This is a genomic window from Chromobacterium alkanivorans, from assembly GCF_016937655.1.
GTDB lineage: Bacteria > Pseudomonadota > Gammaproteobacteria > Burkholderiales > Chromobacteriaceae > Chromobacterium > Chromobacterium alkanivorans.
Window position 1 is genome coordinate 200,183 of the sequence record NZ_JAFHKL010000009.1, and the last position, 11,875, is coordinate 212,057.

Genomic DNA, 11,875 nt, shown 5'->3' on the forward strand with positions numbered 1-11,875 from the left:
GGTTTGCGACTATATCACAGGCCGCCGCCGCTACACGCGCGCGCCTTCCAGATTGGATTTCATCTCGTAGCTCTGCTTGACGTCGCCATTGCCGTCCACGCTTTCCAGCCTCACGTCGAAGCCCCACAGCCGGCACACGTGCTTGAGCACCTCGTTGGCGCTGTTGTCGTCCAGCGGCCGGCGGTTGTGCATGGTGTGGCGCAGCACCAGGCTGCGGTCGCCGCGCACATTGACCGACCACACCTGGATATTGGGTTCGCGCGAACCCAGGTTGTACTGCTCGGCCAGCTTGCCGCGAATGTCGCGATAGCCCATATCGTCGTGGATGGCGGACACCTCCAGCTTGTCGTCGTGGTCATCGTCGCGAATCGAGAACAGACGGAAATCGCGAATCAGTTTGGGCGACAGATACTGCGAGATGAAGCTCTCGTCCTTGAAGTTCTTCATCGCGAACTCCAGCGATTCCCGCCACGGCGTGCCGGCCAGGTCCGGGAACCAGGCGCGGTCCTCGTCGGTGGGGGCTTCGCAAATGCGCTTGATGTCCTGATACATGGAGAAGCCCAGCGCGTAGGGGTTGATGCCGTTGTACCAACGCGCCGTCACCGGCGGCTGGTAGACCACATTGGTGTGGCTCTGCAGAAACTCCATCATGAAGCCGTCGGTGACCATGCCTTTGTCGTACAGACGGTTGAGGATGGTGTAGTGCCAGAAGGTGGCCCAGCCCTCGTTCATCACCTGGGTCTGGCGCTGCGGGTAGAAATACTGCGCCACCTTGCGCACGATGCGCACCACCTCGCGCTGCCAAGGCTCCAGCAGCGGCGCGGATTTCTCGATGAAGTACAGCAGGTTTTCCTGCGGCTCCGGCGGAAAGCGCGGCGGCGACTTGTCGCTGCCGTCCTTGTCGCGCTTGGGAATGGTGCGCCACAAGTCGTTGACCTGGGTCTGCAGGTATTGCTCGCGCTCTTCCTGGCGCGCCTGCTCCTTGGCCAGCGACAGCTTCTGCGGCCGCTTGTAGCGGTCCACGCCGTAATTCATCAGCGCGTGACAGCTGTCCAGCAAGTCCTCCACCGCGTCGATGCCGTAGCGCTCCTCGCACTTGGTGATGTAGCTCTTGGCGAACACCAGGTAGTCGATGATGGCCGAGGCGTCGGTCCAGGCGCGGAACAGGTAGTTGCCCTTGAAAAAGCTGTTGTGGCCGTAAGCGGCGTGGGCGATCACCAGCGCCTGCATCGTCATGGAGTTTTCTTCCATCAGATAGGCGATGCAGGGGTTGGAGTTGATCACGATCTCGTAGGCCAGGCCCATCTGGCCTCGCTTATAGCTTTTCTCGGTGGCGACGAAATGCTTGCCGTAGCTCCAGTGATGGTAATTGACCGGCATGCCCACCGAGGCGTAGGCGTCCATCATCTGCTCGGCGGTGATGACTTCCAGCTGATTGGGATAGACATCCAGCTTGAATTCATCCACCGCGATGGTACGTATCTGCCGGTCGTACTCGTCGACAAGGTCGAAGGTCCATTCGGACCCGGTAGAAATGGGTGTCATGTTGCTGTCCCCTTGGCAAGACCGCTAAGAACCTGTTTACGATCTGCTGCGCGTCGGCGATACGGCGTTGAAACCGAGCTCAAAATGCTCATGTACCACGAGTACATTCCGCTTTTTCGCTCGTTTCCGCCTTGTCTCGCCTTAGCTCGCGAGATCATAAACACGTTCTCAGGCGGTGGCGGCGCGGCCATTGGCCGGCTGACGCTTGAACAGTTCCCGGAAAACCGGGTAGATGTCGGAAGCCGAACGAATTTTCTGCATCGCGAACTGGCGGTTGCGTTCCTGCACCTTCAGGTATTCGTACCAGAGGTTTTGCGGCTCTCCTTCGGTGATCTCGATGTAGGCGAAGTACTGGCAGTAAGGCAGCAGGTCTTCCTCCATGATGCGGCCGCAGTTGGCGGAATCGCTGTCCCAGTTGTCGCCGTCGGACGCCTGGGCGGCGTAGATATTCCATTCGCTGCCGGCGTAGCGCTTCTTGACGATCTCCGCCATCAGATTGAGCGCAGAGGACACCACGGTGCCGCCGGATTCGCGCGAGTGGAAGAAATCCTCCTCGCTCACCTCCACCGCGCTGGTATGGTGGCGGATGAACACCACCTCGATCTTCTCGTAATTGCGCTGCAAGAACAGGTACAACAGGATGAAGAAGCGCTTGGCCATGTCCTTCTTCTGCTCGTCCATGGAGCCGGACACGTCCATGATGCAGAACATCACCGCCTGGCTGGTGGGCTTGGGCTGCTTGACCCGGTTGTTGTAGCGCAGGTCGAACGGGTCAATCCACGGAATGCTGGCGATGCGCTCGCGCAGCCGGTGAATGCTTTGCCGTTTTTCGCGGATTTCCAGAGTGTTGTCCTCGTCATCCTCCATCAGGGTGTCGAGTTCCTCCTCCGCGTCGCCCAGCGTGGCCATCGTCGGCGCGGCCATCGCCACCCGCCGCGCCAGCGCACCGCGCAGCGAACGCACGATATTGATGTTGGCCGGCGTGCCGTCGTTGGTGTAGCCGGCGCGCACCGTCTTCATCTCCTCAATGCCCATCAGCTGGGTCTTGATCAGATTGGGCAGCGCCAGATCGTCGAAGAACACGTTCATGAATTCTTCGCGCGACAGCTGGAACACGAAATCGTCCTCGCCCTCGCCGTCCTGGCTGGCCTTGCTGCCGCCGCCGCCCCCGCCGCCCTGCGGCCGCGGCAAGCGGTCGCCTTTGACGAACTCCTCATTGCCCGGGTGCACGTTTTCCGTCATGCCGCCCTTGCCGTGGTGGAAAACGGGTTCGGAAATATCCTTTACCGGAATCGAGACCTTCTCCCCGCTCTCGATGTCGGTAATGCTGCGCCCCTTGACCGCCTTGGCGACGGCCTCCTTGATTTGGGCCTTGAAACGGCGCAGAAACCGTTCGCGGTTGACCGCGGACTTGTTCTTGCCGTTGAGGCGCCGATCGATGATGTGGGACATAAGCACCTCGCTTTGCCTGTGCCGGCGGCGGCCGCGCGCTGGCGGCCATCGCCTGGCTTGCTGTTGTTATCTATTCACCGCCCGGCCGCGCGGGCGATTTCCGGCGCCGCCCTGGCGGCGCCGGATCAGCGATGGCTTACGAGGACTTGCGCACTCGCAGATACCATTCGCACAACAGACGCACTTGCTTGGCGGTGTAGCCTTTCTCCACCATGCGGTTGACGAAGTCCTCGTGCTTCTTCGCGTCCTCGGCGCTGGCCTTGGCGTTGAAGGAGATCACCGGCAACAGCTCCTCGGTGTTGGAGAACATCTTCTTCTCGATGACCGTGCGCAGCTTCTCGTAGCTGGTCCAGGTGGGGTTCTTGCCGCCGTTGTTGGCCCGCGCCCGCAACACGAAGTTGACGATCTCGTTGCGGAAGTCTTTCGGGTTGGAAATCCCGGCCGGCTTCTCGATCTTCTCCAGCTCCGCGTTCAGGGAGGTGCGGTCGAAGATCTCGCCGGTGTCCTGATCGCGGTACTCCTGATCCTGAATCCAGAAGTCCGCGAAGCTGACGTAGCGGTCGAAGATGTTCTGGCCATATTCCGAGTAGCTTTCCAGATAAGCGGTTTGAATCTCCTTGCCGATGAACTCCACGTACTTGGGCGCCAGGTACTCCTTCAGGAAGGTCAGATACTTCTGCTCGGTTTCCGCCGGGAACTGCTCGCGCTCAACCTGCTGCTCGATCACGTACAGCAAGTGCACCGGGTTGGCCGCCACTTCGCTGTGATCGAAGTTGAACACCTTGGACAGAATCTTGTAGGCGAAGCGCGTGGACAAGCCGCTCATGCCCTCGTCCACCCCGGCGTAATCGCGGTATTCCTGGATGGATTTGGCCTTGGGATCCGTATCCTTCAGATTGTCCCCGTCGTACACCTGCATCTTGCTGAACAGGCTGGAGTTTTCCGGCTCTTTCAGCCGCGACAGCACCGCGAACTGCGACATCATCTTCAGCGTGCCCGGCGCGCACGGCGCGCGGCCCAGCGAAGAGTTGCGGATCAGCTTGTCGTAGATCTTGATCTCGTCGGACACGCGCAGGCAATACGGCACCTTGACGATGTAGATCCGGTCGAGGAAGGCCTCGTTGTTCTTGTTGTTGCGGAACTGCTTCCACTCGGACTCGTTGGAGTGGGCCAGGATCACGCCTTCGAACGGAATCGCGCCAAAGCCCTCGGTGCCCTTGAAGTTGCCTTCCTGGGTGGCCGTCAGCAGCGGGTGCAAGACCTTGATCGGCGCCTTGAACATCTCCACGAATTCCAGCAAGCCCTGGTTGGCCAGGCACAAGCCGCCAGAGTAGCTGTAAGCGTCCGGATCGTCCTGCGCGTATTTCTCCAGCTTGCGGATATCCACCTTGCCCACCAGCGACGAAATGTCCTGGTTGTTCTCGTCGCCCGGCTCGGTCTTGGCCACCGCGATCTGCTTGAGCACCGACGGATAGCGCTTGACCACGCGGAACTGGCCGATGTCGCCGTTGAACTCATGCAGCCGCTTCACCGCCCACGGGCTGGGGATGCTCTTCAGATAACGGCGCGGAATGCCGTATTCCTCTTCCAGCAGCGCCCCGTCCTCGTCGTAGTTGAACAGCGCCAGCGGAGACTCGTTGACCGGGCTGCCTTTCAGGCAATAGAACGGCACCAGCTCCATCAGCTCTTTAAGCTTCTCGGCGATGGACGATTTGCCGCCGCCCACCGGGCCCAGCAAATAGAGGATCTGCTTCTTCTCTTCCAGGCCTTGCGCGGCGTGGCGGAAGTAGGACACCACCTGTTCGATCACCTCCTCGGTGCCGTAGAAATCACGGAACGCGGGATAGACCTTGATGACTTTGTTGGAAAAAATGCGGGACAGACGCGAATCGTGCCGAGTGTCCACCAGCTCCGGCTCGCCGATGGCGGCCAGCATGCGCTCTGCGGCGGTGGCGTAAGCGCCAGGGTCTTTCTTGCAGAGCTCCAGGTACTCCTGGATGGTGTACTCCTCCTCACGAGTCTTGTCGTAACGAGCAGCGTAGTGACTGAAGATATCCGGGTGCATGGCTCTCTCCTGGCAGGTAGCAGAGGCGCAAACGATATGCACGCGGCAACCGCTGCTCCCCTTGCTGAATTAGAGTATTCACATTGTTTCCGGCTTTCTTTTTCTGGGTATAGCATAACGCACAGCCTGGCAGGGCAAAACCGCGCCTGCACACAAAATATGAGATCGTGAGCCAGATTCAATACAAGTATTTGAAATGGATGGTGAATTCCGCCAGCTTTTTTTTGTAACGGGAGACGAGCGGCATGTAAGCGGGAGTAAACGGAAATCGGCCCAAAAAAAACGCTTTGAGAATCAAACGTTTCCAGCGCGGCGCTCGAAACATTTAGACCAAACCCGCGGGCGGACAAAGAGAAAAGAATATAAAGAATGCGCCGCGCCGGCGCGGCCGGCGGCGCTCAGCCTTTGCGCTGCACGATGCGCACGCCGATTTCATAGATGCGGCCGCGCTGCACCTCGTTGCAGCGCTTGACCTCCACCACCGCCTCCAGCGGCTTGCCCGGCATGCCGCCCACCCCCGGGGCCAGCACGATCACGGACAGGCGCTCGCCAAACTGCGGCACAAAGGACGAGCGCAGCGCCATGCCGTCCACCGACAGATCCACGCACTCGCCGTAATGGGTTTCGCCGCTGATCAAAGAACGGATGCGGGCCTTGCAGCCCATGCTGATGCGGCGCCCGCGCCGTCGATCCCGGTAAGGATCAAACGGCGACACCCGGCATCCTCCCGGCCTGATGCGCCGCCAGCCAGTGCAAGCCCACGATGGACTTGCTGTCGCAGATCGCCCCGCTCAGCGTCATCTCCATCGCCTGCGCCACCGGCACCGTCAACACCTCCAGGAACTCGCCCTCGTCCAGCCGGCTGCCCTGCTGGCTCAGCCCCTCCGCCAGGTAATAACTGATGCGCTCGTTGGAATAGCCAATGCACGGATAGGCGGTGCCCAGATAAGTCCAACGCTCCGCCGCGTAGCCGGTTTCCTCCAGCAGCTCCCGCCTTGCGGTGGCCGCCGGGTCTTCGTCCGGGTCTATCTTGCCGGCGGGAATCTCCACGAACTCGCGGCCGGCCGGATAACGGTACTGGCGCTCCAGCACCAGCTTGCCGTCCGGCGTCAGCGCCAGCACCGCCACCGCGCCGGGGTGCAAAATGTATTCGCGCGTGGACGCCGCGCCGTCCGGCAGCGCCACCTCGTCTTTATGAACCTTGAGAAAACCGCCCTGATACACCAGCTCCGACGACAACTGCTTTTCAACCAGATCCACAATCACCCCTTAAAGTGTTCTGCAATGCCTGCTTTTCCAGGCGCTGATCACCGCCCAGCGCCACAGCAGCCGCGTCAGCGCGTAGCCGATCACGCCAAAGGTCAGACCCAACGCCGGCAATCCCACCAGCAAGGGCCAGCCCAGCTCCGCCAGCCAATTCAGGCAGGCGTGCCACCAATCCGGCAAGCTCATCCGGTCCCAATTGGGCGGCGGCGTCATTGTACCCGCAGCCGGATTGCCCAGTAAAAGCTTGCCATAAGCATAAGCCAGAAAATACAGCGGCAATACGGTCAAAGGGTTAGTGTACAGCGTGATCAACACCGCCACCGGCAGATTCACCCGCATCAGCAAAGCCAGCGCCACCGCCGTCACCTTCTGCGTGGGGCCGGGCATCAGGCCGGCGAACAAGCCCACCGCCACCCCCATGGCCACCTTGCGCCGGTTCAGCGACCAATACGCCGGCCGGTCAAGGTAAGGCGCCAGCCGGCGCAGGCCCGGCTTTTGAAACCAGTGGTGCCGGTAAGCAACCCATTTACGTATCTTGCGTCTAAGCCAAGTCATCTGGAATGTTTTTACCCCTGTCCGCGCTCGTTGCCGTTAAACCACACTCATCGGCGGGGAAAGCGCGAAAAGCTTGTCAAAGCCACGACGATAATTTAAACAAGCGTTTGAATGAATTTGCCGCCCAAGCGCAGGGCGCTTTCAACCACAACAGACCTGGACCGGCCAGGCCGCGCAACATTACAGGAGAGACCCATGCCTGCATACCAAGCCCCGCTGCGGGATTTCGATTTCGTGCTTCACGAGCTGATCAAGGTACAGGACATCATCCCCACCCTGCCCGGCTACGAAGAAGCCACCCAGGACATCTTCCGCTCCTATCTGGAAGCCGCCGCCCAATTCTGTGAAAGCGAACTGGCGCCCCTGAACCGCCAGGGCGACGAAGAAGGCTGCCACTACGACAGCACCACCAAATCCGTCACCACCCCGCCCGGCTTCAAGGAAGCCTACCAGCAATACTGTGAACTCGGCTTCCCCGCGCTGGACTGCGACCCGGCCTACGGCGGCCAGGGCATGCCCAAAGCGCTGGGCTTCCCCATCATGGAAATGCAGTGCTCCAGCAACGTGGCCTGGTCCATGTATCCCGGCCTGTCCCACGGCGCGTATTCTGCCATTCATGCCCACGGAACCGAAGCGCAAAAAGCGACCTACCTGCCCAAACTGGTGGACGGCAGCTGGACCGGCACCATGTGCCTGACCGAACCGCACTGCGGCACCGACCTGGGCCTGCTCAAATCCCGCGCCGAACCCAACGGCGACGGCAGCTACAACATCACCGGCACCAAGATCTTCATCTCCGCCGGCGAACACGACCTGTCCGACAACATCATCCACCTGGTGCTGGCCCGCCTGCCGGACTCGCCCAAGGACGTGAAGGGCATCTCCCTGTTCATCGTGCCCAAGTTTCATGACGACGGCAGCCGCAACGCCGTGGCCTGCGGCAGCCTGGAACACAAGATGGGCATCAAGGCCAACGCCACCGCGGTGATCAACCTGGACGGCGCCAAGGGCTATCTGATTGGCGAACCCAACAAGGGCCTGTCCTGCATGTTCACCATGATGAACGCCGCCCGCCTGGGCTGCGGCATGCAAGGCCTGGGCATAGGCGAAGCCTCCTTCCAGGGCGCGCTGGCCTATGCGCGCGAACGCCTGCAAATGCGCTCGCTGACCGGCGACAAATGCCCGGACAAGCCGGCGGACCCCATCATCGTCCACCCGGACGTGCGCCGCATGCTGCTGACCCAGAAAGCCTACACCGAGGCCGGCCGCGCGCTGACCACCCTGCTGGCGCTGCAACTGGACATCGAAGACAAACACCCGGACGCCGACGCCCGCCAGGACGCCGCCGACCTCGTCGCCCTGCTCACCCCGGTGGCCAAGGCCTTCATGACCGACAACGGCTACGAAGCCGCCAACCTGGGCATGCAAGTGTTCGGCGGCCACGGCTACATCCGCGAATGGGGCATGGAACAACTGGTGCGCGACTGCCGCATCTCCCAGATCTACGAAGGCACCAACGGCATCCAGGCCATCGACCTCTTGGGCCGCAAAGTGCTGATGGACCAGGGCCAGAAGCTGCGCAAGTTCACCAAGCAGATCCACAAGTTCTGCCAGGCCAATGAAGGCAACGACAAACTGGCCGACTACGTGGTCCCGCTGTCCAAGCTGCTGAAAGACGTGGGCGAAGTAACCATGGGCATCGGCATGGCCGGCATGCAGAACCGCGACGAAGCCGGCGCGGCCGCCACCGACTACCTGCGCCTGATCGGCCACCTCAGCTACGCCTGGCTGTGGGCGCGGATGGCGGAAGTGGCCCACGCCAAACTGGGCGGCGGCGAAGACGCCTTCTACCAGGCCAAGATCCTGACCGGCCGCTTCTACATGAGCAAGCTGTTCCCGGAAGTGCACAGCCTGCTGGCCAAGCTCAAGGCCGGCGCCAAGCCGTTGATGGAGCTGCAGGACGAGCACTTCGCGTTCTAAGCCACTTACGATAGTGAAACAAAAACGGCCCCTAGGGCCGTTTTTTCATGGCGAACGCGCTCAGCGCTGACGGCCCCGGCCGCGCTTCTTGCGCCGCTGTTGCTGTTGCGTCTCCGCCAACTGCTCCAGGCACAGATAAAGCTGCTGCACCGCCTCCACATGCTGGGCCAGATCCACGCGCTCCACCGCCAGGTTCAGCAGCATCTCCAGATAATTGAAGAAGCCCTTGCACAGGCCGATGCGATAACTCTTGTCGGCAAAATCCATATCGCTGGCGATACGGAACAACAGCCCGCGCGCCGCGTGCTGGCGGTTGTTCTTCAATAGCTGCGCCATGTGCGCCGCGTACTGGCGGCCAATGGCGCAAGCCTCGAAATAATCCTGGGGTTCCGCCGGCTGCCAGTAATGCGGATAGGTGCGGCCGGGTACGCGGCGGACAAAAGGCAGACGGAGGTCTTTGGCTTCGCTGGAGGGGAAGCGGTAGCGGGAACGACGGGGTTTTGAGAAATCAGACATGGGCAACCTCTTGCTAGAAGTGCGTGAAAACCAGCAGCTACCGACTAGGCAGACGCAACGCAAGTTTGGAAAACGTGCTGAAAACAGCACTTCGCCTGCAGTCGATGGGTTCTCACGGCCCAGTGCCGGGATGAAACGGCACGGAGGGATTGTTGCTTAGCACGATGGTAAGGGTCAAGAGAAATGGCCACTAAGCAGCAATACCGGATGCCAAAAATAATTACCAACCCAAAAGTAATGACATTGAAATAAAAAGACTGATATCATTGGATAGTTAAAAAATATTAGTAACTCCTATTTAAAAAAACAACTGTGCATATTAGCACTAGAATTTTAAACGAAAATGCCAACCGCCATATTCTTACGCACATCAAAAACACACTCTCTCTATCGAGATGCGATTATTCACTCACTTGCTACAGGAGTAGGAACCCATGCTTTGATATGCTCAGGTTTTTTTCAAGAAAACAAAGGAACACCCAAGGGAAAATCAACATATCAAGCATCTTTGGAACCAGGCTTCATCGCTGCTCTCAAAAAAAACAAAATTCAGCTAGATACAATCGGAATACATAACAAAGCATGGATGCCATCATACATAAATTTTTATAACAATCTAAAAAATAATGGGGTAAAAATCACCCCATACATTATGAAAAAATTTCAATGGCACGCAAAAGTGTTTTTATTAAAACACAACGAAGAACCAATTTTCGGAATTATAGGTAGCAGCAACTTAACTGCAAATGCATTTGGAGTTTCCAACAATCCTGCTCTACCTACTGACAGCCCCCACCCTCCAAATGCATTCAACTACGAATGTGACATTTATCTTTGGAGCAAAAAATACCCAAAACTTACCAAGGAAATAAAAAAACTAATAACCAACGAACACACAAAAAAACAAATAATTATTACAAAATACAAGAAACAAGACAATTACAACATATCAATCGAAACAAGGCTTAGCAACATTGAGAAAGAAATATTAACATCACCTGACATAGAAAAAATCACCATCTAGATCCCCTTAATTTTTGTGAGGAAGAAAATGGATAGACATCTACTCCGCAAGGTAAACTGCGTAGCCTAATTAAGTGAATGCCGTTTTCAATCGCTCACCTAACCTTGAATATCTCAAAAAACCCCAGCGCCCGCGCATCCCCTGCATAAGCGACATTGATCCGCAGCCAATCGTTGTACTCGCCGCCGGGCATGAAGCCGCTGCCCGGCGATAGCAGCACGTCGCGCTTGGCGGCTTCCGCCTGCATCTCCTCGAAGCTGTGGCGGCCGGTGCGCGCCCAGACGAACATGCCGCCCTGCGGCTCGGCGAATACCTGCCAGCCGTTGGTCTCCAGCGTTTGCAGCGTGGCGGCCATTTGCCGGTTCAGCCGCAGCCGCAGCCTTTGCGTCAGCTTGCGGTAAGCGCCGCTGGACAAGAGCTGGGCCACCACGCATTCGGCAAAGCGCTGGGTGCCGATGCCGGTGTACATCTTGATATTGGCCAGCTGGCGGATCAGTTCAGGCTGGGCCAGCACATAGCCGACGCGCAGCGAACAGCTGAGGGTTTTGGAGAAGCTGGACACGTAGATCACCTGCCGCAGCGAATCCAGCGCCGCCAGCCGCACGCCGGGGAGGTTCTGGAAATCCGCGTAGATGTCGTCTTCCACAATCAGAAAATCGTGGGCCTCCGCCAGTTGCAGCAGGCGGTGCGCCACCGCCGGCGTCACACAGGTGCCGGTGGGGTTGTGGAACAGGCTGTTGATGAACAGGCATTTGGGCCGATGCCGGGCCAGGATGGCTTCCAGCGCCGCCAGGTCCGGCCCGTTGCCGGCGCGCGGCACCGCCAGCATTTCTATACCGTGGAATTTCAGCAGGTTGAACAGATTGTAGTAGCCGGGGCTTTCCACCAGCACGGTGTCGCCGGGCTTGAGCAGCGCGCGCGCCAACAGGTCCAGCGCGTGGCTGCCGCCGTTGGTGGTAAGGATTTGCTCCTGCTCCACATGGATGTCGATCTGGCGCAGCCGCTGCTGCAGTTGTCGGCGCAAGGCCGGCAGGCCCAGCGGGGTACTGTAGTCGAACAGGTCCGACGGCTGGCAGCGGGTGATGTGGCGGATGGCGTAGCCCAGTTCTTCCTGGTCGCGCCAGCTATCCGGCACCCAGCCGCAACCCAGCTTCAGCTGCTCGCCGCTGTCGCTGAACTGGCCCCAGGCCGGCTCCATGGTTTCCCGCCATTCGCTTTCTTCGCGGCCCGGCGGCGCGGCCACGAAGAAGCCGGCGCCGTGGCGCGATTCCAGCAGGCCCAACGCCACCAGCCGGTCGTAGGCGTCGATCACGCAGGATTGGCTGAGCTGCTGCTCCTTGGCCAGTTGGCGGATGGAGGGCAGCCGGGTGCCGGGGCGGACGCGGCTGCGCCGTATCCAGGCGCGCAATTGATCGGCGATTTGCTGCGCCAGCGGCTGCCGGCTGGCGCGGTCGAGTTCTAGCCGCATGGCG

General features: G+C 59.5%; 10 protein-coding genes. 2 read left to right on the forward strand and 8 right to left on the reverse strand.

Going from position 1 to position 11,875, the window contains the following annotated elements; translation table 11 throughout:
* Window positions 1-30: 30 nt before the first annotated feature.
* The 6 genes from JW897_RS17005 to JW897_RS17030 all read right to left on the reverse strand — a co-directional run bounded on the left by JW897_RS17005 (window position 31) and on the right by JW897_RS17030 (window position 6,883).
* Window positions 31-1,545 (reverse strand): SpoVR family protein, encoded by a 1,515-nt coding sequence (locus tag JW897_RS17005; protein WP_205467014.1) that lies wholly within the window; start codon window positions 1,543-1,545, stop codon window positions 31-33.
* A 168-nt stretch (window positions 1,546-1,713) separates the two neighbouring features.
* Window positions 1,714-2,997 carry a YeaH/YhbH family protein gene (locus tag JW897_RS17010; protein ID WP_019100827.1) on the reverse strand — a complete coding sequence of 428 codons (1,284 nt, stop codon included), beginning with the start codon at window positions 2,995-2,997 and terminating at the stop codon, window positions 1,714-1,716.
* Window positions 2,998-3,133: 136 nt separating this feature from the next.
* Window positions 3,134-5,062 carry a PrkA family serine protein kinase gene (locus tag JW897_RS17015; RefSeq protein WP_019100828.1) on the reverse strand — a complete coding sequence of 643 codons (1,929 nt, stop codon included), beginning with the start codon at window positions 5,060-5,062 and terminating at the stop codon, window positions 3,134-3,136.
* Window positions 5,063-5,460: 398 nt separating this feature from the next.
* A complete protein-coding gene (locus tag JW897_RS17020; RefSeq protein WP_081545720.1) occupies window positions 5,461-5,778 on the reverse strand; it encodes a PilZ domain-containing protein in 318 nt (105 codons plus the stop codon).
* Window positions 5,765-6,322, reverse strand: coding sequence for an NUDIX domain-containing protein (locus JW897_RS24540; RefSeq protein WP_048415843.1), 558 nt, complete (start codon window positions 6,320-6,322; stop codon window positions 5,765-5,767). Before JW897_RS24540 ends, JW897_RS17020 begins: the two co-directional genes overlap by 14 nt.
* Window positions 6,323-6,331: 9 nt before the next feature.
* A complete protein-coding gene (locus tag JW897_RS17030; RefSeq protein ID WP_048415839.1) occupies window positions 6,332-6,883 on the reverse strand; it encodes a DUF2062 domain-containing protein in 552 nt (183 codons plus the stop codon).
* Window positions 6,884-7,078: 195 nt separating this feature from the next.
* Between JW897_RS17030 and JW897_RS17035 the strand changes: the two genes are divergently transcribed.
* Entirely contained in the window at window positions 7,079-8,863 is a 1,785-nt protein-coding gene (locus JW897_RS17035) for an acyl-CoA dehydrogenase C-terminal domain-containing protein (RefSeq protein ID WP_205467015.1), read from the forward strand.
* 60 nt (window positions 8,864-8,923) lie between these two features.
* On the opposite strand, the gene JW897_RS17040 is transcribed toward JW897_RS17035, so the two are convergent.
* The gene (locus tag JW897_RS17040; protein WP_205467016.1) at window positions 8,924-9,379 is read right to left on the reverse strand and encodes a hypothetical protein; all 456 of its coding nucleotides are present in this window, start codon (window positions 9,377-9,379) and stop codon (window positions 8,924-8,926) included.
* Window positions 9,380-9,722: 343 nt separating this feature from the next.
* Here JW897_RS17040 and JW897_RS17045 point away from each other — a divergent pair, with 343 nt between their 5' ends.
* The gene (locus tag JW897_RS17045) at window positions 9,723-10,403 is read left to right on the forward strand and encodes a restriction endonuclease PLD domain-containing protein (protein ID WP_205467017.1); all 681 of its coding nucleotides are present in this window, start codon (window positions 9,723-9,725) and stop codon (window positions 10,401-10,403) included.
* A gap of 94 nt (window positions 10,404-10,497) precedes the next feature.
* Here JW897_RS17045 and JW897_RS17050 read toward each other — a convergent pair whose 3' ends face one another.
* Window positions 10,498-11,871, reverse strand: a complete 1,374-nt coding sequence (locus JW897_RS17050) for an aminotransferase-like domain-containing protein (protein ID WP_205467018.1) — start codon at window positions 11,869-11,871, stop codon at window positions 10,498-10,500.
* Window positions 11,872-11,875: the final 4 nt, after the last annotated feature.